We start from the raw sequence: 23635 nt of genomic DNA on the forward strand, positions 1-23635 counted from the left end.
CTAATCGATATTGATATTCAATTTATTACTGGTAAAATTATTTTAGAAATCATACCCTACTCTTAAACTCAGATTGGGTACTGCTTGGACATCATAGTCTTTCTTTAATATTTTCCCTATCCCCAGACCGACTTGAAACTCGTAATTAAAATGTTTTGCAAAACTTCTTCTGATGCCATATGTCGGTACAAATGAAATCATCGGATTAATTTGTAAACCATCAACATTAGATATTACAAACCAATCAGGGGTAAAAGCCAGTTTGCCCGAAAAGTAATTTGCCGAATTGTATCTTACATTATCTTCGTTATTCTTTCTCTTTGTCATGTTGTAGTACCATTTAGCAGAAACTGAGATTTGCGGCGTGAGAGCAAAACCTGTCTTTGAGTATAAGTCCCCACCCCACAATGATGATTCAAAATTGACTTCACCTCTGATACCGAATTGTTCAGAAATAAGACTTTCACTGTATATATTAGCACCGAAAAGACCTGCTTGAATTCCGAAGAATGTTCTTTTGACAGGATTATTCTCTTGTGCTGATAGAGTTGCTGAAGTAACTAACAATAGAGCACCTATTAATTTTTTCATGATTTAAATTTATTGTTTGCTTACGGTCCAGTTACCAGAGAGATTACCCTGTTGCCAAGTCCCGCTTTTCGTATTCAAATTGCCATTCATGGTAAATCCTGAGCTTTGTGAATATAAAGAAGTTAACGAACCATTATCTAATACTTGTCCATAAAAAGTCTCGCTGGTATTTCCTGAACTTCTAATGACTTCAACATTACCAGCTTTATAAACTTTTAGAGAAAATGTGGAATTTGCACTGGAACCAGTATAAGCACCATACCAGGTCCCCTGGTATGGTGAAGTATAATTTTCCTGCTCACTATTAAATCGATTTTGCTCAATAATTCTCTCACATGATTGCAGAGATATGATTAAAATAAATATTAATATCAGACGCATTATATTATATTAATTGTTAATTGTGTTAATCTTACTTCCATGCCACACGCCGTTTCTTTTAGCAATACCATACATCAGAATTCTGAATTCCTGTGGTTTTTTTAGTGCACTACCGCTAGTATCAGGAGAAATGTTTCCATCATCTCCCATCTTAAATCCAATTTGGAAACCCCAGTCAAATGATTTTTCAAGTTTATCATCATTATAATTATGCTGGTACATCGTTTTTTGAATCAGTATTTTTCCGAATTCTGGTGCTTTGTAAGTGTATGTAATATTGTTCGCAGCCGGTTTTGACTTCCCTAAATTTTGCCACCACTCCCCTGTATTTGGTACTACATAATTCCAAAAATGCTGGCTCAACTTATCAGCTGTCAACTGTTTATTTCCAGCTTGAATAGCTTGATTGATATACTGATTATTACTAAATTGTTCAATAACGATATCATCTTTAAGAATTTTAGGAAAAGCTTGAGTTGAATACCCTATAATATTTAATCCGTTCTGTGACCAATTTACATTAGCATCAAACATCATTCTACTATTATTGTTGTAAATAGTGGTTATCCCATACTGTGTAGCCGGCTGATGCAACTGTGATGCATAGTCATACGAAAACTGACCTGAGATTACCCCCAGTCTAATTTCTTGTGCATTTTCTTTTCTCCAGATGCCGGTCCAGCCTTTATATTGGTGTTTAACCTTTACTCCTAAATTATATACTAAATAATAATTGTAGTTATATGCTTTTGTTTTAACTCTATAACGGCTTTCATATTTATCAATACAAACATCACTATCTCCGAAAACTCCATCGAAAAGACCATTTTTCGGTGAGCAGTTTTGAAGTCCGTTAATAAAGTTCGTCATTTGAATATTAGGATCAACTACAGGAGGAGGAGTATATCCACCTCCGCCACCACCAGGGTTGTATCCACCTCCGGTTGAGCCGCAATCTAAACCATTATAATAGCTAATGTCATCATAAACAGTAGTTAACTGATTACAAGGATGCATTTGAAAATAATTTAATCTTTGCGTTTCATCAGTTCTTACCATAATATCAGTTGAGATATTCTGACTCAATAAGTAAGGTTCCAGACTATTATATTTTGCTTCATTAACTACAAACAATCCGACATCAGTATACTTGTAAATTTCCGGACCTACTTGAATTTCTGCCTGGTCATTTAAGAAAGCTCCATAAGCATCATCACCAACAATTTCTTCTAAATCATCGATATCATCAATAATTTCCTCATCGCTGGTTACTGATGAAATATACCTTGCTGCAAAACCTTTCGGATTATTTTTTGCTCGTTGTTGAATTTTGTTAATTCTTTCGTTAAGTTTTGTTGATATAAGCTTCTCATTTTTTTCTGTTAAAACGGGACGCAGTGAAATGAAGTTTTTATCATCCACGTACTGCGCAATTACTTCTTCGCTTTCATTTTTAATTTGATCATAATGATACTGCAGTGATTCTTTATTTGGAAAATATAATCGTCCATTCTTTACTGACGCATCTTTAATTTCCAATTCTGGAGACGTCGAATCAATATTTGTTAACTCTTCACTGCAAGAGCCTAAAATAGTAGAAATGCCAAGTAAGGCAGTTACTACTAATCTTTTGTTTTTCATGTTACATTTTTTAGTTTGTTAATGAAACTACAACATTGCGCACTGAAATAGGATCATTGGATTTATATAGGTTAATTAACTTCGGTAAATGTTAGGTCATGACTTAAGCTCCTAATTCAAGCTGATTTTTAATCAGGGTGTAATAGTTGGATTTTGATTCTACTAAATAATCATGCTTACCCTGTTCGACAACAGCACCATCTTTCAAAACAATAATATTATCGGCATTCTTAACAGTGCTTAGTCTATGTGCCACAATTACAACAGTTCTATCCTTGAAAAATGACTGTAAATTTTTATGAATAACTTTTTCATTTTCCGAATCAAGTGCTGAAGTTGCCTCATCCAGAAAGATATATTTTGGATTTTTATATATTGCTCTTGCAATAAGAATTCTTTGCTTTTGTCCACCGGAAATACCATTTCCTGCAGCACCAATCTTAGTTTTCAATCCTAAAGCTAGATCATCTATGAAGGCATTTATATTAGCAGTATTTATTGCGTAGTTTAGTTGATCACTATTAATTACTTCATCACTTGTAGCGATGTTTCTTTCAATGGTATCAGAGAATATAAATCCATCTTGCAATACAACTCCACAATTATTTCTTAAACTTGCTGGTGAGATATCTTCTAAATTAAAATTGTCATATAAAATTTCTCCTTCTACTGGCTGATAAAACTTTAGAAGCAATTTTAATAGAGTCGTCTTACCACTTCCACTTGCACCAACAATTGCAGTGATTTTACCTTCCGGAATTTGTAAATTAATATTTTTTAGTACATAAGAAGATTGAGGGCCTTCATATTGAAAGGATACATTTTTTAATGTGATGCCTTTTTGATTAACTTCGTTCTCCAAAAGGGTATTTGCGATTAGAGGTATATGATGCTCTAATTCTTCTTCAGGGTGTTTTTGTACTTCATTAAGTCTTGAAAGACTAAGTTTTGCATCTTGTAGTGATCTAAAAAATGACATAAGTTGCGTAACTGGAGAATTCATTTGACCAATAATATAAGAGATACTTAGTAGTGCTCCCAAAGTCATATTTCCTTTAATAACAAATGAAGCAGCTAAAAATGTTACCATAATATTTTTAAGCTGGTTAATAAAATCAAATCCCGAAAGCTGAAACTGATCATTTTTTAGAATACGTATATTAATTTTGTAAAGTTTCTGCTGAATTCCCTCCCATTCTTTTCTTTTAAAATGTTCAAACTGATTTAGCTTCATTTCTGAAACCCCATTAATAATCTCGTAAATAGATTCCTGATTTTCGCTTTTTTGTTGAAACTTGAAGTAATCTAATATTGCGCGTTTTTTAAGCCAATATAATGACCATGCTATTGATAATGCAGTAAAAAAAACATAAACTATCAATATTCTGAAATCATAATACCATAAAATTCCGAAGAAAATCGAAAATGTAATAATTGAGAATAGTGTAACAAGGCTTTCTGACGTCAAAAAATTTTCAATCCTTTCGTGATCTTGTATCCTCTGATTAAAATCCCCCATGTGCTTGGTATCGAAAAACTTGATTGGAAGCTTAAAAATATTTTTTAGAAAATCTGAAATTATCTGAATATTAATATTCGTTCCTACCTTCAAAACAATCCAGTTTCTATAAATACTAAAAATCATATTGCCAAGAAAAAACATAATTTGTGCAAGAAGAATGTAAGTAATTGCTGAAAGACTTTTTTTCATTACTCCATCATCTATTAATTTTTGAGTCAAAATTGGAAAAGCCAAAGTCGTCAAGGTTCCGGAGATCAATAGAAAAAAAAGTTGTACTAATTGTTTTCTATAAGGTTTTAGATATTGAAATAAATAGGTTATTGATAATTTATCTTCTTTTGGCGGATCTTGATTATAAAATTTTTCAGTGGGTTGAAGAAAAAGTGCAACACCCTTATTTTCATCTGAAAGCCATGCTTCTTTAAATTTATCAACAGTTAATGATATCAAGCCATAACCTGGATCAGCAATTTTAAACTTTGTTTGCCTTGAGAACCATTTCTTTTTTATATCATATAAAACAACAAAATGATTTTGATTCCAATGTAAAATGCAAGGCAGCATATTTTTCTGAAAGCCTTCTACTTTTAATTTTCCAGCATAAGCTTCCATTCCGATTTCTTCAGCAGCCTCAATCATTCCCAAAAGAGATACCCCTTCCTTCGTAATAAAACTTTTATCACGAAGAAATTGCATGCCAAAATCTTTACCATGCTCAGAAGAAATCATAGCTAAGCAGGCAGGACCGCAATCCATTTGATCATGCTGGATTATAACTTTCATTTAATATATTTTGGAGAATGTTTTTGTTAAGACCAATATTATTTTTAAAATAGTATTCGATATTGTCAGCTATCAGTTCCTTATTCTGCTTAGAAATATCTGATTGCCCAATGAAGTTCTTAAAGTGTAACAATAAATTTACTTTTAGTAAATCATAATATGTTGTTACATCATCATCAAGGAAGAACTCAAGGCATTCTAAATACTCATCGTAATTTTTTTTGTAGAATAGTTTTGTTATGTAAATCCAGTTGAAAATAAATTTTCTATCCTCACTGAAGACCTCAAAATCCAAATTTTCGATCCAGTCCAGTTCTGTGAATGAAGGATTCTTAAAACGCATGTATTCCTGCAGATAGATTAAGAATACATCATTTGTATATGTTTCTCTCAAAATGGGAGTTTTTTTATATAACTCTGCATTATTGATGATTGTAGAATAAAAATTGACAGAAGTGGGCTTACCTGAATACAAATATTTAAACAGATCAGCTGCGAGTTGAAATCCTTTTTGATCCTGACCGGCACGGTGATAAATTTTTGTTATGTTTTTTATCTGCTCATATATACGAACATTCATTGTAAACATTCCTTTATTAACAAGGAATTCATTAAGAATTATACACTCCTGTGTTATTTTAATAGCTTGTTCAAACTCGTTTCTTTTATATAAGATTAAGGAAAGAACCGATAATGCAGATTGTTTTGCATAAATGTAAAGGACACCATCTACTGTATCTAATATTTTTCTCTCGATTGCCAAATACTCGCTATAAAGATTATGGCCCTGGATGATTCCAGGAAGTAATTTACCCAATTCAAAATCAAGCGAATCAATAAAATCGATCATCTTATCGTCTACTCCTGTTATTTCCTTAAGTTCTCGCAGGTGCAAAATTTTTCTTAATGAAGTGACATCGTATTCGTAAGTTGATATATTTAGAGACTTTGAAAATGATTCGGGAGCATTTAGAAAGCGCTGTATTAGAGAATGATTAATCATTATGTTAAAAGCGTTAATGGTGTTAAAGATTTAAAACTTTTTGTATGATTATTAAGGATAACACTTCCTATACCTGTAATGCCCCAACCAAAACAAATATTCCAACTCAAAACCTGGTCGAGCAATCTAGTTTTAAACCCAGCATAGTCATTATCATGAACTTTATACTTAGGTATACAGTTTAGCCAGTAATCAGCTTTTTCCAAAAACCTTACATCAGCTGTCAGGGAATAAACCTCTGCGAAGGCAATATAAAGACCTGCCGCACCATAATATATGCTTGCATCAAGCGTTAAATTGTCTTCAAAATTTCTGGTTAGACAATTATTTAAAACAGCAGAGGACTCGTTGACAAGCAAATCGCTTTTAAGAGCTTTACCAGCTTTCAGCAAAGCCAACCCATTTCCTATATCACCATAACATACAGAGAATTGTTTGGGTTCAGGTTCTTCTCCTATATAGTTATCAAACAAACCTGTATATTTATTAATCCTTTTATTGTTAAGAAGATATCTTGAAGCGTTATAAATTAGATCTTCACACATTTCCTTAGCAATTCCCTTTTTATAAACGGCGCATAAAAAGTTGATTAACATGGCAGAACCGTGTGAAATACCTAAATAGATTCTATTGCCTAACGTCGGCACAGTCCAATAATATCCTTTACTATTAATCTTCTTTGCATTATAAATTCCTTTGACTATATTATTGAGGGCCTGTGTAGCGATATTACTATCTCTAGTCAGAAAGTAGACTCCAGAGGCGAGAGCTCCAGATACAATGTCAAAGTCACCTTTGAGGATCTTTGAGGGATACAAGTTTTGCAAAAGTTCATCTAAATGATTAAGATAATCTGAAAAATCATAATCACAAAAATTTTTGTGCTCCGTAATAAAGTTCAAGTATCTGCCTATTTGTCCAATATGGCTATCTAAAGAATCATTGAGGTAGGTCGGGTGAAAATCCCCATTGATAGCGTACAAACCCTGTTCAAAAAATTTAAATGCAGTGTCAAGATAACGTTCATCATTTGCATAGTCATAAAGTAATGTATAGAAAAAAGATGTACCCAGCAGGCCGGTATCGAAACACGGGCTGCTAAGAGCTTTATGGTTCCTATGCATTTCTATACACTGAATAATATCATTTAATGAATTATCCAGCAAATTCAATTCTTTGTTTAGCAATTTCGGATTCATAATATTTATTTAGTAGATGATAAACCAGTAATTCGTGATGTCGTGGATTAATTAAAAACAGTCTGTTAAGAGTCATATGAATGTAGCTGTAGATCAATTGATCAATAGCAATAGTAAATAAATTTCTATTTTTCGCAATAAATCTGTTCCGTTTTATAAGGTAGGGCGAAAGCTCCTGATGGCACTCCGAACCGGTAGTGAAAACTTCTTGAATCTCAGATCTAAGCTCGCGGTATCTATTATTTAAGAACTGTCTTAAAGTTTTTTCCTTATCAAAGTATTCTTTATGCTCATTAAAAAATTCTTGGCTAATACTCGCTAAAATTTCTTTCTTCTGATGGATTGAATAGCCAAAGCTATCAAGAAGATTGTCAACATTAAGCAGTGAAAATTTATACCTGTAGATCTCACCTTCGTCCCCATAAATATCCTTTAAAAAGTTGGCTACACAGGTACTGTCATAATAAAATAGCAATTCACTTAAATCAAGCGGCAACTGACCATATCTTTCTAATTCACGATGATACGTATCAACAACAATTTTATAATGAAGATTACTGCCCAGTTTTTTATTTATTACCGCAGTTAAATTATACAAAATAGCATTCCATTCGATGCTACTACAGTCTGGCGACTTGTGAAATCTAACTCTAAGGTGATATTGCGGATCATTATATTTAATAAAAAACCACTTATCAATTTTTTTACTTTTCACCAGTTGTTTTGTAAATGGCAAAACAATAGTTGATAATATAGTTTCGGCTAATTTACTTCCGGCGTAAATTTTAACATACAACCATTCTTCTCCAGGTAAGAATGTTCTTTTTTGCAAGTTATCAATTCTTGTTAACGGAAAATCATATTTTTCCCTTCGGTTTAAATAAGGAATAACAATTTCTGTATTATAATAACCGGCACCATCTGAGATCAATCTAGATTCACTGTAAATGTCTTCAAAGAGATAGACTGTGTTAAAGTTAATTTCTTTTGCAAGTATTTGACGCGCAATTGGTGTAGATAAGTCTAACATCACTTCGTTGTCAGAATTTATAATGTTAGAGAGAATGATTTTAACAGGAAGTTTCCTGGCTTTAATAAGTGACTCAATAAGTTTTTCAGTCTCAATCGGATTGCTGTAATTGTTAGGTTTCTTCTTAATACACCATGATTCACGACTAACAATGATATTTTTGAAGGTTATTCTGGGAAGATGTTTTTCTTGCACATATTTACCCCAACTCCAAAATCTACCACCTCCGGTATACTGGTTTGCAACATCAGAAAGAAACTTACAGATAGGATCTTCGAGATATGTATTGTAAGGATGAGAAACAACTGGAATTATTTCTTTCTTTAAGCTATTCGAATACAATCTTAATTTTCCTTCCTGAATACAAATTACCAAATCACTAAGTTGAATATTCTTCGTATTTTTATTTTGCAATGTGAAATGAGGAATTTCACTTTTCCTAAATGATTTAGTGAGTACTATATTCGAGAAATGATTATTGGGAATGGTAATCACTTCTGCTAAGATTGAATTATGGTTTACTTCCTGCTCTAGCTGATAAATTTGATTGATTGATTCTATAATATCATCGCCCAATGTCGAAAACCTTTTAAAGAGTTTAGTAGCTTGATTAGCATAAATTTGATCTGGAAAAAAAGTGAAATTTTGGAAATCCTGATCTGCAGAAATATTTCCAAAGATATATGAACTTTCGTTCACTGGAATCTGACCTGAACTTAAGTCCGGTAATAAATTTAGCTCATCTTCAATATCAATAACTGAACTACTTTGTTCTTTAAATCTCTGAAAAGATTTTTCTACAACAGAATCAATTAAATTCTGACTGTTGTAGATAGTACCTTCATTAAAAGCAATTCCTTTCGTTAGAGGCTGAAATTCAGCATTACCAATTGAAAATTCAGCATATCCAATTCCAAAATTTGGATCCAGTGCTTCAAGTAAAGGAATTTGAGCATTCTCATATTTACTGACATACTGTGCAATAAATCGTTCTAGAAAAGGCGCATTTCTATTCGGCATTTTTTTAAATAGGCTATAACACTGCTCCGAGATTTTTTCTACAAATTCTGAAGGTATACTCACTTTATTTTTGGATAATCGAACATCCACTGCAATAGATTTATCCTGATAAACTGCTTTAATTTCCTTAATAGACTCAATACTTCCAGTTAAATTAGCTTCACAAATAGATGTTATAAATCTGAAATATTCTTTGATTTGAGGAAAATCTTTATACGCATGTAGTTTTCTTTGAATATTTAAACTGAGATCTTCTTCTGAGGGATTTATATATAAATCAGGCAAAAGAATTTGAGATTTAATCAACTGATTAATATATGAAGAAATTTCTTCTCTAGAATAACCTTTTAGGAAAGATAAAATACCAATTGAAATTTCATCAACCGTAAGCATGGATTTCCTGCACATCTTTATTACTCTTGATAGTATCTTATTCTTCGACACAGTCATCAATGAGGCATTATGTGATTGTTCAAGGTTTTTCTCCACATAATAAAATTTGTCTTGAAGCGAATACAGAGTTGGATTTAAAAAAAGCTTGATGTTGTGCTCTGTAAGAAAATTAATATTTAATTTCGATATGAATTGTATATATTCGTGCAATTGTGGTTGCACATTGATAAACATTGTGCTTTTATCTAACGGTAAGCTTTTGTTCGCAGAAGTAATTTCGGCCATAGAGACACCAGAAAATAAGCCGTATGGTGTACTTCTAAATGTTATTCTGCTCAAATATTTATACAATGAAAGATAAATCTTGGTTAATTTATTGACATCTGATTTCTGATATTCTCTACTGGTGTTCTTTTTTATTTCTACATAGAAATCACGGTGACTTACCTGCAAAGCATTCTCTATTTCAGATATACTCATTATTGAATTAATTGCACTAATCAGTTCATCTTTGCTTGTAAGATCTACACACTTTGACAGTAAAGGGTGGTTTAAAGGTAACATGGGATTTCTCACCATGCATTTGTTCAGATGATAAAAGTTGGATTTATAACTCATGAAAAAAATTTTAAAATCCAGACGATAACAATGTTATCATCTGGAAAATTACCAGAAAATGTGTGCCTAGAACATTTTTCTTAAACGGTTCTAATTACCCAGCAATGCACTGGCTACCACCAGATCCGCAACCAGTTGAATTACCTACGCTGCATCCGCTACCTCCAGAACCACAAGTTCCTGAATTTCCAGCACCACAACCACTACCGCCAGAGCCACACGTTCCAGATCCCAAACCTAAGTCAGTTCCGATTCCGATACCTCCTTTGATTCCTTGCAGTTGTTTTTTGTCTAAAAGACTTACAGTTTCTTTGTCTAATGACAAAGGAGCAAATTTTTGCTTTTTCATAAAAAAAAATTGTTAATTATTCCTACTCTATTAAGGCTTTTCGGATACCACCTTTTTGTATATTTTTTTTTAATATTAAAACAGAACAATATTTTAAAAAGAATTCTATCGGTATTGAGCAATTGATTTTGTAAATCTTATCCTAGTATATACATCAGTAAAATGGTTATTTTAGGTAGAGTTAACTCCTGGAATCGAACAAAGTTTAACCTACTATATTCAAATGACTTAGTTAGCTCGATATTGCTCACTGAACTGAGTATTTCGGAACTGATTTTTATTTGTTCCAAAATTATAACTGAAACTCACGCTAAAATTCTGGTTATCGTAGTAGTTATTGTACGCTTGATTAAATGTTTGGTAAGAAAGTGAACCTTTGCTGACTGTTCCCTTCAAAACATCGCTCGCACGAATGTTGACTGTTATTTTATTTGCAAAAACATTAAACTTAGTTCCAAGAGTTAGATTGCTGACGTTCTTGGTTATTACATTTGACTCCTTACCTGGCAGGCTATGTGCAAAGTTTACATAAAGCCACCAAGCATTTTTCTTCTTTAATAATAAAGAATTGTTGAGACTGTAATTTGCTGAAAGGCCATTAAACGCAGCAATATCCTGATATTTTGACGAAGATTCGGAATAGTAAGCAGATGCATTTATAGACAAATTCCAAAATGGCAAAATATCACTGTAATATGAAAGATTAATTCCATAATTTCTGATTGAGTAGACATTTTGCGTCTTTGTTTCCTTTACTCCATCTTGAATTCTGATAAGAGCTCCATAGGCATCATTTTGCTGAGTTCCAAATACGCTGGCCATAAACATATTCTTGTATAAATAGTTAAGCTCTGCATTATGGCTAACAGTAGGCTGTAAATAGGGATTTCCTTCCATGTATACAAATGGGTTGGAATACCATCTGAATGGATTTAGTTGACCTAGGCGAGGTCGGTTAATCCTTTTATTATAATTCACAGTAAAACTGTTATTACCTTTTTTATACATTAAGTTAAAATTTGGGAAAAATTTACCATACTGAGAATGATAACTACTCGACACTGCACTTGCGGAAGATAGCAAATCAGTATATTCATAACGAAGACCAGCCTTTAAGGTCAAATATTTTCCAAATGGCTTGTACAAAGAAACATATGCAGCAAAATTATCCTCTCTCAGTCCAAACTCGTTACTTTGATTTGGGTCAATAACATAAACACTTTCAATTACATTAAAGTATTCAATGTCCGAATCATTTTTAAAACGTGTAAATTTTAGTCCAGCTTCAAAATTGAATTTTTCAAGCGATAAAAATAAATCCGACTGTCCAGAAATTACCTGATAACCTAAATCGCTCGTATTTCTTACTGACAATTGATCATTGTTGAAATTATTTGTTACAAAGTCAAGTTGGGTTAATGGGTTACTTTTAAAATAGTTTGCCGTGAAACTTATTTTGGAGCCCGTTTTGCCAATTTTCAAATCATTATAAATACTTAAAGTCTGTGTTGTATTTGGATTGCGATATGTTGAATTAGTTGTCAGCACTGAATCCAATCTGCTTTTGGTAAAATAGGATGTCTCGTTATCATTCAGATATTTGACTGTTGTCTTACCGATGTCGTACATCAGTCCCAAAGTATTTCTCTGCGAAGTTTTATATGATAAATCAACATTTAATCCGACAGTTTTTGAGTTATCTTCGCGATCGGTATGATTATTAAGGGCGCTGCCATCAAAGAATAGAGCATCCTGATTTTCATAAATCATTGCTGAATAATCCGTATGTCGAAATTTTACTGAAGAACTAAAGGCTTTCTTATTGTAATTAATCGCTACATTATTGTAAAAAGATTCTTTTGTATTTTTAACAAAAGATGTTGAGAGGTTACCACTAAAATTTTCTTTTAAATTTCTTTTGGTGATAATATTGATTAGACCTCCGTTACCCTCGGCGTCATATTTTGCAGATGGTGATGTAATTACTTCAACTTTTGAAATATCATTTGTTTGTAATGTTTTTAGATAAGCTATTAGATCTTTTCCTGAGATTTGAATAATCCGATCATTAACCATTATTTGTACCGAACCTTTTCCTATAATACTAATACCTTGATCCGTGGCCTTTACCAAGGGAGTATTTGAAAGTAAATCTAATAAGTCAGTTCCCTGACTAAAAACCGATTTCTCAACATCAAATACCATTCTGTCCACTTTTCTTTCAATTATCCCCTTTTTACCTTTAATCGTTACTTCCTGAATATTTTGGAACGAAGATACCTTTATATTGCCCAGGTTAAGCCCATTAGGTTTTATAAACAGAGATCTTTCATAAAGTATATTAGATGATTGCTTTACACGTAGTAGATATTCGTTGACTGGTAAAGGCAACAAAAAATCACCTTGTTTATTAGTTAAAACTTCCCCAGCCGTACTTAAATCTTTCTTTAAAATAACAATCTCAACGTTGGCTAAGCCTTTCCCTTTGTTATCGGTAACTTTTCCTGAAAGAGTCTGAGAGTGATAAAGGCTGAACGTACCAAATAAAAAGATTGCGGAAATAGATTTAATCCTTAGCATTTTAATGTAGCTTTATTTTTTTGCATTCGCTGTTCTCCATTGCTGCCCTGTTTTTGGCGGTGGGTCACCTTCGAAACCGATTCCAACATTTTTAAGTGAGTCTTTTTTACTTGTTTTGACATAAGTTGTGTCCGTAGGAATTTCTCTTTTTAAATAGCTAGAGCTATAATTGTTTGTAAATTGATTGTCTTCAGAGAATACTTCGTCATTTTGCCTGCACGATACAGTAGTTAATAAAATTGAGAAAAATGAAATGATTGAGATAAGCTTTGTCATTGTTTAAAGATTTGGAGTTTATCCCGGCCGGTTGCTTTGAATTCGATGTCAAATTTATACTGAACCTAGCTCCTCTAAAAACGATATTTGCGCTAATTCCATAATTGGCACGTGCTAATTCAAGAATTAGCACTTTCGTATACTACTGATTATGTTACTCTTATAAGAGCCATTGATCAATTTTCAATATTTCACATTACAGATAATAATATTCCTCATAATCACCTCTTTTTTATTATTTTTGACCCTATTAAACATCGTTTAAAAACGCAGAATGAATAGCAGAATTTATGTAGTTTTATTATTACTTGTTTTTAACACTATTTTTTCACAAAATGAAAACTACAGTGAATTTTACAAAATCAGATCAAAATATGAGAAGTATGCAGAGAATGACCAGCGTGCTCTACCATTGGTAAACACCTTAATCACAAAATCTAAAAAAGAGCAGAACCATTATCAGTTGGCAAGAGCGTACCAGGATGCATTATTTTATTCATCTGCCAAGGCAAATAAATTAAGATATTCGGACAGTATAATTATTGCAGCATTAAAAACAAAGGACAATGACCTTATCGGCAATTCATATCTGGGAAAGGGAATTGTTTATTACTTCAATTATCGCCAATATCAATCTGCACTTGATCAGTACCTCAAAGCTTATGAATATCTAAAAAACGCAAAGGATCCTTTTCAAAAATATCAGAATCTCTATCATTTAGGTGTAGTAAAAAGTTATTTGGGCTATTATGATGAAGCAGAAGATATATTTAAGGAATGTATCATTTATTTCAAATCAAAAATCAATCAGAACATCCACGAAAATTTAATTTTTAATCACAGGAAAGGCTACTATAATTCCTTACATCAATTGGCAGTTTGTTATCGGAACTTAAAAAAATATGAGAAAGCTGATTCGCTCATTGATCTAAGTTTAAAACAAATACACAATTCCACTCTCTATCAGCAAGAATATGGTTACTTTCTTAAAGAATCAGGGATTTCAAATTACAGAAAGAAAAAATATACGCTTGCGTTAGCATCTCTTAACAAATCCTTAAAGCCTATAAGTGGGGTCAAAGATTTTGCGTGGGGAAGTGTGGATTATTTTTATATAGGCAAAACATTTCTTGCAATGAATGAACGTGACAAAGCTGTTAGCTATTTTCAAAAGGTTGATTCGATCTTTCAACAAAATAACTTTATTCTTCCCGAACTTAGGCAGAATTATGAACTTTTGATTGATTATTATAAAAAAGAAAAACAACCTGAAAAGGAACTTTTCTATACCAAACAACTTTTGAAGGCGGACAGTCTACTATCAAAAGATTTCACTTATCTATCTACAAGAATTCATAAAGATTATGACACTAAAACCCTACAGGAAGAGAAGGTCAGGCTTGAAAAAAGATCTTCCTGGAGTATGTTAATAATAGCGGCATTCGGAATCTTAACTGTGGTTCTTATCATTATTGTAGTTTTAAGATTCAAGTCAGAAAAGAACATCAAGGAGAAGTATCAGTTATTAGAAGAGAAGCTTTTAAACAATATCGAGTTATCCGATTCTTCTATTGCAATTCAAGAGAATACAACTCAGGAAATCGATAATCCTTCTAACTTGGATAAAGCAATTATTGATGATATTTTAAAGAAATTGAAGCAATTCGAAGAAAAGGAGGAATTCACAAAAGGCGGAATTACACTAAACAAGCTGGCAATAAAATTTAAAACAAATTCCAATTACCTCTCCCAAGTTATAAATGATCACAAGGGAGCTAATTTCGCCCGATACTTGAGCGAATTACGAATCAACTTTATCACTTCTAAACTGTATAACGATAAAAAGTATCTCAGCTACACGATTGAAACTCTGGCTGAAGAATGTGGAATTGCATCAAGAACGAATTTCTCTAACTTATTTCAGGAAATTAATGGGATCCGCCCTACAGATTTTATAAAAAAAAGAAACGCAGATTTAAGCAAATCTGAATGAACACTTAAAGAAGCTCATTAGCATGAGTAATAATTTTATAGAAATTGTTAATTTTTTAATATTATCATTTTGTTGTACTATAACACTTTGATAGTAACCCAGATGTCACTTATAAAAATTGTTCACGCATAATATCTGTACATACATTTTCAGAAAATCACGCGGCTCAAAATATTCTTTAGCAATATTGGGTGGGAAATCGGAGCTTTCCTTAAGATCTACTAAGCATTAAGAGTTGCTAAGTTTTCTTCAAATCTAGCACATACACTTCTGTCGGCTGGCTAGATAACTTCTGCATTTTTCTAATGTGTCAAATACTTCCGAATTAGTATTATTCAGATATTTTGAGAAATTATTTATAGCTAGTCATTGATACCTGATTAAGATCCGATTCATTACCTATGACATAGGGCTTATTCATGAAATTTTAGTTATCGTTTTTATGCGATATAAAAAAAGGATATTTACACCAAAAAAAGTTAAATTTGAAAAAACTTATGATCGTGGAATTTGAAATTAATATGATAAACGTCGAAAACGGTGACGCAATTCTGTTAATGTTGAAGGATGGGGAAAGGAAATCTTTGATTGTAATTGATGGCGGATATAAAAAATATTATCCTAAAGTTAAGAAAAGAATTGAAGAGCTTCTACCTCTATTCGACGACAAAATAGATTTATTAATATGTACACATTATGATAATGACCATATTGGTGGTATCGAGAAAATCTTAGATGAGTACCACGACAAAATTCAAGAAATTTGGATACATACTATAGAAGAGACAGTTGAACAAGAAGTAATTTTTTTAAACGAGCAAATAAATAGCTTGCAAAAAAATTTCATATTTGTGGATTACCCAAGCAAAATTTCTGCAAACTTTGTCATTGAAGCATATCAAGACCTATTAAGGGTTGTGAAGAAAATCCGAGAATACAACCTTGAAGAAAAGATGTCACAGCCTTTTAAAGGAAAAATTTTTCAAAAATTTTCAGAGTTTAAAGTTGCGGGGCCAACGTATACTTTCTACGAAAGAAATCTGCCAGCTTTAAGAAAAGAAGCTATTAAAGAAGATCTTAAGGCAAATTATGAAAACAATAAAATAGATGGGATAAGAAAATTCTCCGAATTTATAGCAGATCGCAAGAAAATCCCTGATAATCAAATAAATGATGGTAGTATATTAGAAAAAAGCAGTCTACAAAATGGAGTCACTGCAACAAATATGGTAAGTATCATAACTCTATTACAGGTGGGTACTAAAAAAATATTGTTTACTGGTGATGCCGGTATCGAATCATTTGAAAATGAGATACCTTTATGGGATACTGACTTAAAAGATCTATTTTTTTTAAGTTTGCCTCATCATGGCAGTAAAAATAATACGTCAAAAAAGATGATTGACATTTTTAATCCTCAATATGTATTTGTATCAGCTAAAGGTAATAAAAATTACCCTTCAGAACATATCACGAATTATATGAAGTCTCAACGAAACTTGCTTAAATTTGAGGTTTCTAACAGTGATTCAAAAACATGGTATTTGAAAATTGATCATAATGGTAATTTTACTCGAATTTTTGAAAAACCATTTTTTACCTAAAGAAAATTTTGCTATAAAAGATTAATTCCAAAAGTCAAATAATTTTTAATGACAGAATAAAAAGATATTTACTTTAAGATAAACATTGCTATTATTGTAAATGATTTGCTCTACTAAATATTTTAGATTTCAAATTATATTTAGTAAACGCTATCATCTAAAATAGCCACCATCTACGATAGATGGACAATAAAGTTTTATCTGAAGCTCAGTAAGCACAGATGCTTGTTTCATCAATGCATCAATCTGCTTATCTTTTAAAGACCAAAGATTTGTTGAAACACTTCTAGCAATAACAAGTTCATCATTTGTAGGCTTATCTGCTTTCATCTTTTCGTAGTTAATTCTCTCTTTCATATATTGCTCAATCTCTTTCCAATTCTCATCAATTACCAATTGAGAGATACCGTGACATTCAATAACTTCGTCAAGTATCAAACCCTTTTTCAAATTATTCATAAAACTTTTAAAACAGTTATCAAAGTCCCAAGCCAATGATTGGTAAGCAATTGGTCTTTTTAGATATTTCTTGTTTTCATAAACATTCCTGACCATCTGGAAGTTTTTAATCCTGTTCATAAAAGCGTCACCTGTACCAATTAACAATTTTACTGTATTATTCATCTCTTTCTTTTTGGACGAACCCGCTGCCGCATCACTAACAATAATAATATCAGAAGAATATGCACTGTTCCTCTGAGTTAACTTGTGTAAACCCTGATTATCGTAAACCCCACCATCTACCAGGCAAGGTTTTATACTTTTAGAGTTTTGGGTATTAGCAAAATATTGTTTGTTAATATAAATAGGCGTAAATGCAAAGGGTACACACGTTGAAGATGCTACAGCTAAAGAAACTGGAAACTCTTGGTGATTAAACATTTTTTCTTGACGTACGTCATCTTTGTAATCATACCCTGAATCACCCATTCTATTTTTTGAAAATGTGAACGGTCTTCCGGTATCATAATTAGTTGTATTAATCAGTATAATTGGAAATTCTCTAAGAGCTGGTAATTTACAGTCCTTAAAAAAATACTTTGAATATAGCTTATTTATTATTTTACTAATTGGAAAAAGTCGAAACTGAAATTTTAAAATAAGTAATATCAAAATAAAAAATGCGATAAATGAATAACCTTTTTCCAATTCAGAAAGTAGAATTAGAGCTAGAATTAATAATATTGGAATTGCAGCAAACAAAAATCTTGAAGAAATTAAAATACCCGTTATAATATTTTTTTTTACTGCAGAACGAACCTGATTTTCAAAATGGTTAAAATCACCATTGTTTAAACCATATAATGCACCAGTGATTGCCCCGCCAGATATAGTCGATATAATATCAATTTTATCTAATATTTTCATATCTTGAAGCTTCTTCAAAGTTCCTAAATGGTAAATTGTAGCTCTGTAGCCACCACCTGAAAGTGATAGACCTATCCTTTTTTTTGTATCCATTAACTATTAAAGTTTTAAATTGATTAAATAGCAATATTCTTCAAACTGATTGCAAAAATGTACGTCAAATTCTGCAGAATATAAATCTTGCAGTACATTAGGTCTTGGATGACCATATGTATTTCCAAATCCAAAGTTGATAATAACATCTGTGTTATCATTATTGAAAGATTCAAGTTTGGTACTATTCCAACCGTTTGAAGACCCGTGGTGAGGAACTTGAAGTACAGAAAGATGCTGTAAGTGACCTCTAATATATGATGCTTTATCAATGTCATCAAAACGAATATCGCCAGTGAGAAGACTAACGCCTCCACAATAGAATATCTGATTATTATGTCTATCTATAAAATACGTTTCATTAGAAAGTGAGCGGCGGTAGTGGCGGTATTTATGATAATATGGAGAAAAAGTATTTTGCTTTCTGATTGATAATCTTGAATAATTAATTGGCTTATGCTGGACAATCAACCCCGTTTTGTTGATATTTTTAAAAATAGTTTTGAAATCATTTCTTAGAAGTTTCAGCCTTATTTTATCCTGAAGGATCGTTTCTAAATCCGACTGAGTCAAATCTATATTAACATTAAGATTATAAATTTCATTAATTTTAGATATGAATTCAGCGGATTTTGAATTTCCCTGCTTTATATGATAAAGAAAGAATTCCCAAAAATTTCCGTAAATCAGTTTTTGATTAGCCTTTTTGAAAACTACTTTACCTTTGACTTTTAAAGTTTGCATCTGATCGGTTAAATCATGGTCAGGAATTACCTCTAAATTATCAGATAATTTACTGCTAAAACCATCTGGAATAATTGGATTATCTGCAGGACGTTCTTCAAAAATTTCGTCAGAATTTCCATTTATATAATTAATTGAACCTATTTCTGCTCCATCAATTCCCAATAAATAATTGCTTGGATTAACCATGAATGTGATGAAGTCATTATAGTCTGTTACTGCACTCTCACTATGTTTGGTGATTACTACTAATCTTTCAAATGGTGTTAAGTAAGGTAAATAAATGTTATCACATTGGCTATTTTTAAGCAAAAACTTAATTCCGTTAACATGATCGTCATCCAAATGAGAGATAAAGAGTATATTTAACTTTTCATTTTGTATCCATCCTCTTTTAACGTTATCAACAAAATTTTTAAACTCAGTCTTGATACTTAGGCTACCACAATCGAAAACAAAATTAAAAGCATCTCTTTCACGACCAAAATGCCCGGAATAAAAACCACCTTGCCCAACAGGATGAAATTGAAAATATGTATCAATCATAAATTTAAAAAATTAAGGGTTTGTTTCAAAGAAATTATGATCATACAGATCCCAAACCTTTCCATCAGAAATAACTTCTTTCATTTGAGCCATAATAATTCTTTCGCCATCGCATCTCAAATTTATCATCCCGTATCGTATTTTATCCGAACTGGCATAAGATCTAGCTAACTCGGTTGAAAAGACTAAAGGACGTAATGATTTAGAATATTTACCTGCACATCCAATAGCATCTGCACGAGGATGCGAATAGGTTTCATTATCGCCTGACGAAATAACTGTAGCAAAAGGATTCAGCTTTTCCATAAAATCCAGTGTAAATTCAGATGCACCATGATGGCACGATTTTGCAACGTCCACTTCAAAAGGATTTTCATCTCCATAATGCTGCAGAAGATGATCTTCCGAAGGTACATTTAAATCTCCACCAAATAAAAATGATCTGTTCCCATAAACAATCTTAAGAACCAAACTATGCCCATTGATTGTATGTGAATAATCATCAAAAAACTTAAATGCTACTTTGCCATCCTTTATAGAAGTAACTGGTCCCAATATCTCTATTCTAAACTCTTTATTGTTGATCGTTTTTGTAATCTTGGGAGAAGTATGATCTAGCCTTGTAAAATTACCGAGTCTTCCACTTGCAAAAGCGTTGTTTACTGATGACAAGAATTTCTGCATTAGATCTTGCATACCAGTTTCTTTAAGCGCTCTAAAATCAATAACATTATCAAAAGAAGTCACAAGATATCTTGCATCGCCTTCACCTGTAATCTCTCCTAAAGCAGAATTATATTTATCCTTTGGATAGTTTTCTTTTTCTTTGTTAAATTTTGCAATTCCATTATGATAAATTGTTCCAATTGTGTAATGATCATCGTTAATTATGTCAATTAATCCTTGATAATGATCTTTATCAAAATGACTTACAAAGATATAGTCAATATGTACTTTCTTATTGTACTTAAAATAATATTTGTATTGCCAATTACTTAGATACCTGCTTAAATTATCATTTGGACCACCATCAATAATTATTTTTAGTCCATCCTGATCATTTCCAACTTCTAATAGAGCGCCATCACCCTGACCTACATCCACATAAAAACATTTCAATGCGGGATTTTCGCCAATATCGGTATTTCGAATCCAGCTTTCCTGACTAAAAGCTGATATCTGTTGCCATCCATTGATTTCCTGATTTAACAGTTTAACGAATGATCCCATTAAAAGAGTATTAACTTTTGAGATTCCTTGGCCTTTAGCATCAACTTTTGCAAATGTATTAGCGTACAGGCTCGTTACGACTTTGAAGATTTTTGACATGATTATTAGTTTTGGTGATTACTATTTAAAAAATTCTGCTTAAACAAAAACACTCAAGCTCCAAACGACAAAAAAAGTAATTAAAAGAAGTATATTAAAAACCAGTTTTGTCCAACGAAATGTTATACAGCAAAATTTACTTATCTAATAAAAAATATTCTCAATGTGATATAGAATTATGTTTTAATTTATTTTCAATGGTTATTACAAATTTATCATTTTTACATTGATTTCAAATTATTTAAAAAAATTTAAGCTTTTAAATCTAGGATATTTCTAGTACTTTATTTTTAGTTTAATTTTAATTAAATCCTAAAAACTCAACTCCTTTCGTTGAGACGTGATACACTCGTTTGACATAAGATATTTGCTACATCAGTATCTTTAACTTACTTTATAATAAATCACTAGTTCTTGCAAGGCTAAGCAAGCAACGTTACTAGTTATTTAAAAATAGCCAAAAAAAAGCCAAACACTGCATTTGAATGCTGCAATCAGACTATCACATTATATAGATAATAAATTCACGCCTGAACTTTAAAATTATTAAAATGCAGGGAGAGGACGACTTAAGAGGATTGGCAAAAATCATGGGTTTTATGCGGGCAGTCAGTATTCTTTTGGTACTGATGCACCTTTATTGGTTCTGCTACGGTTTCTTTTTAGAGCGTGGCTGGACTTTAGAGCTAGTCAACAAAATTTTAAACAACTTTAACCGGACTGCAAATCTGTTTTCATATCCAATTTATACTAAAGCTTTTGGAATACTTTTACTGGCGTTAAGCTGCTTGGGAACAAAGGGTGTAAAAAATGAAAAAATAACGTGGAGAAAAATTTATTTAGCATTAGGTATTGGTTTTACGCTGTTTTTTCTCAACATACCCCTATTAAAACTACGGGGAACTGAAGGTGCTCATTTATATATTCTTACTACTTCGATTGGGTACATAGCTTTGCTGATGGCTGGTGTGTGGATGAGCAGATTATTGCGTAATAATTTAATGGATGATGTTTTTAATGGTGAAAATGAAAGTTTTCTGCAAGAAACAAAATTCCTTTACAATGAGTATTCCATTAACCTGCCTACAAAATTCTATTATAAAGGCAAATGGAATAACGGCTGGATTAATGTTGTGAATCCCTTTCGTGCTACCATCGTTTTAGGTACTCCCGGCTCAGGTAAATCTTTTGCTGTCGTCAACAACTATATTAAACAGCATATTGAGAAAGGGTTTTCGATATATATTTATGACTTTAAGTTTGATGACCTTTCTACTATTGCCTACAATCACTTATTAAGTCATTCAGATGCTTATCCCGTAAAACCTAAGTTCTACATCATCAATTTTGATGACCCTAAAAGAAGCCATCGCTGTAATCCCTTGAATCCAAATTTTATGAAGGATATATCTGATGCTTATGAAGCTTCATACACCATCATGCTCAATCTGAACAGAAGCTGGATACAAAAACAGGGAGATTTTTTTGTAGAATCCCCTATTATTCTTTTAGCTGCGATTATTTGGTTTTTGAAGATTTATAAAGATGGTAGATATTGTACCTTTCCTCATGCTATTGAACTTCTTAATAAAAAATATGAAGATGTTTTTACTATTTTAACCTCATACGCTGAACTGGAGAACTACCTCTCTCCTTTTATGGATGCATGGCAAGGCGGAGCACAGGATCAATTGCAGGGACAGATTGCATCGGCAAAAATTCCATTGTCAAGAATGATTTCGCCGCAACTCTATTGGGTTATGACCGGCGATGACTTCTCTTTAGATATCAACAACCCTAAAGAGCCCAAAATTTTATGTGTAGGGAATAACCCTGATCGACAGAATATTTACTCTGCGGCTCTTGGACTTTACAATTCCAGAATCGTTAAGCTGATCAATAAAAAAGGACAGTTAAAAAGCTCAGTCATTATTGATGAGCTTCCTACGATTTACTTCAGAGGACTTGATAATCTGATTGCTACATCTAGAAGCAATAAAGTATCTGTATGTTTAGGATTTCAGGATTTTTCTCAATTAACAAGAGATTACGGCGATAAAGAAAGTAAGGTTATTCAGAATACTGTCGGCAATATTTTCAGCGGACAGGTCGTAGGTGAAACAGCAAAGGCTTTGTCCGAACGATTTGGTAAAGTACTCCAAAAAAGACAAAGTATTTCTATTAATAGAAATGATACTTCTACTTCAATCTCAACACAATTAGACAGCTTAATTCCAGCTTCTAAAATTTCAACCCTAACGCAGGGATTCTTTGTGGGAGCAGTTTCCGATAATTTTGATGAAAGAATCGAACAGAAAATATTTCATTCAGAAATTGTTGTTGATACTGTAAAACTCTCCGCTCAGGAAAAGAATTACCAAAAAATACCGCAAATCCGTTCTTTTTTAGACGATAATGGTATTGATGTTATGCAGCAAGACATTGACACCAACTATAAAAATATTAAGTCCGATATTAAGAGAATCATTGCAGATGAATTGGATAGAATTTCAAATGATCCTGATTTACAGCATTTAATTAATAAAGAATAAAAACCTCAACCCTGAATCAG

At 32.1% G+C, this 23635-nt stretch carries 16 protein-coding genes; 3 read left to right on the forward strand and 13 right to left on the reverse strand.

The features are described from left to right. Positions 1-42: 42 nt before the first annotated feature. From ACR1PN_RS06860 to ACR1PN_RS06905, 10 genes are all read right to left on the reverse strand, one after another. Positions 43-591, reverse strand: a complete 549-nt coding sequence (locus ACR1PN_RS06860) for a hypothetical protein (protein ID WP_433979406.1) — start codon at positions 589-591, stop codon at positions 43-45. Between the two features lie 9 nt (positions 592-600). Next, a complete protein-coding gene (locus ACR1PN_RS06865) occupies positions 601-972 on the reverse strand; it encodes a hypothetical protein (protein WP_433979407.1) in 372 nt (123 codons plus the stop codon). A 9-nt stretch (positions 973-981) separates the two neighbouring features. Continuing rightward, positions 982-2613 (reverse strand): hypothetical protein, encoded by a 1632-nt coding sequence (locus ACR1PN_RS06870; protein WP_433979408.1) that lies wholly within the window; start codon positions 2611-2613, stop codon positions 982-984. A gap of 103 nt (positions 2614-2716) precedes the next feature. Then, positions 2717-4918: a peptidase domain-containing ABC transporter gene (locus tag ACR1PN_RS06875; RefSeq protein ID WP_433979409.1), complete on the reverse strand. Its 2202-nt coding sequence runs from the start codon at positions 4916-4918 to the stop codon at positions 2717-2719. Beyond that, the gene (locus ACR1PN_RS06880) at positions 4896-5921 is read right to left on the reverse strand and encodes a hypothetical protein (protein ID WP_433979410.1); all 1026 of its coding nucleotides are present in this window, start codon (positions 5919-5921) and stop codon (positions 4896-4898) included. Before ACR1PN_RS06880 ends, ACR1PN_RS06875 begins: the two co-directional genes overlap by 23 nt. Then, entirely contained in the window at positions 5921-7120 is a 1200-nt protein-coding gene (locus ACR1PN_RS06885; RefSeq protein ID WP_433979411.1) for a lanthionine synthetase LanC family protein, read from the reverse strand. The genes ACR1PN_RS06880 and ACR1PN_RS06885 overlap by 1 nt, the downstream gene beginning before the upstream one ends. Next, positions 7077-10043, reverse strand: a complete 2967-nt coding sequence (locus ACR1PN_RS06890; protein ID WP_433979412.1) for a thiopeptide-type bacteriocin biosynthesis protein — start codon at positions 10041-10043, stop codon at positions 7077-7079. Before ACR1PN_RS06890 ends, ACR1PN_RS06885 begins: the two co-directional genes overlap by 44 nt. A gap of 232 nt (positions 10044-10275) precedes the next feature. After that, the gene (locus ACR1PN_RS06895) at positions 10276-10530 is read right to left on the reverse strand and encodes a class I lanthipeptide (RefSeq protein ID WP_433979413.1); all 255 of its coding nucleotides are present in this window, start codon (positions 10528-10530) and stop codon (positions 10276-10278) included. A gap of 228 nt (positions 10531-10758) precedes the next feature. Continuing rightward, the gene (locus ACR1PN_RS06900; protein WP_433979414.1) at positions 10759-13110 is read right to left on the reverse strand and encodes a TonB-dependent receptor domain-containing protein; all 2352 of its coding nucleotides are present in this window, start codon (positions 13108-13110) and stop codon (positions 10759-10761) included. Between the two features lie 12 nt (positions 13111-13122). Further along, positions 13123-13386, reverse strand: coding sequence for a hypothetical protein (locus tag ACR1PN_RS06905; protein WP_433979415.1), 264 nt, complete (start codon positions 13384-13386; stop codon positions 13123-13125). Between the two features lie 274 nt (positions 13387-13660). Here ACR1PN_RS06905 and ACR1PN_RS06910 point away from each other — a divergent pair, with 274 nt between their 5' ends. Both ACR1PN_RS06910 and ACR1PN_RS06915 read left to right on the forward strand, forming a co-directional pair. Beyond that, positions 13661-15379, forward strand: coding sequence for a helix-turn-helix domain-containing protein (locus ACR1PN_RS06910; RefSeq protein ID WP_433979416.1), 1719 nt, complete (start codon positions 13661-13663; stop codon positions 15377-15379). A 503-nt stretch (positions 15380-15882) separates the two neighbouring features. Beyond that, positions 15883-16983: a ComEC/Rec2 family competence protein gene (locus ACR1PN_RS06915; protein WP_433979417.1), complete on the forward strand. Its 1101-nt coding sequence runs from the start codon at positions 15883-15885 to the stop codon at positions 16981-16983. Between the two features lie 153 nt (positions 16984-17136). Here the strand turns inward: ACR1PN_RS06915 and ACR1PN_RS06920 are convergent, their stop codons facing one another. Genes ACR1PN_RS06920 through ACR1PN_RS06930 form a run of 3 tightly spaced genes read right to left on the reverse strand, consistent with a single transcriptional unit; the run spans position 17137 to position 21063 of the window. After that, complete coding sequence (locus ACR1PN_RS06920; protein WP_433979418.1) at positions 17137-18444, reverse strand: patatin-like phospholipase family protein; 1308 nt, start codon at positions 18442-18444, stop codon at positions 17137-17139. Positions 18445-18450: 6 nt separating this feature from the next. Beyond that, the gene (locus ACR1PN_RS06925) at positions 18451-19734 is read right to left on the reverse strand and encodes a hypothetical protein (protein ID WP_433979419.1); all 1284 of its coding nucleotides are present in this window, start codon (positions 19732-19734) and stop codon (positions 18451-18453) included. Positions 19735-19746: 12 nt separating this feature from the next. Beyond that, a complete protein-coding gene (locus ACR1PN_RS06930; RefSeq protein WP_433979420.1) occupies positions 19747-21063 on the reverse strand; it encodes a ComEC/Rec2 family competence protein in 1317 nt (438 codons plus the stop codon). A 551-nt stretch (positions 21064-21614) separates the two neighbouring features. On the opposite strand from ACR1PN_RS06930, the gene mobC reads away from it, so the two are divergent. Then, the gene (gene mobC / locus ACR1PN_RS06935; RefSeq protein ID WP_433979421.1) at positions 21615-23615 is read left to right on the forward strand and encodes a conjugal transfer protein MobC; all 2001 of its coding nucleotides are present in this window, start codon (positions 21615-21617) and stop codon (positions 23613-23615) included. The last annotated feature ends 20 nt before the right edge of the window (positions 23616-23635 follow it).

Source organism: Chryseobacterium sp. RLHN22, assembly GCF_051011795.1.
GTDB lineage: Bacteria > Bacteroidota > Bacteroidia > Flavobacteriales > Weeksellaceae > Chryseobacterium > Chryseobacterium zhengzhouense.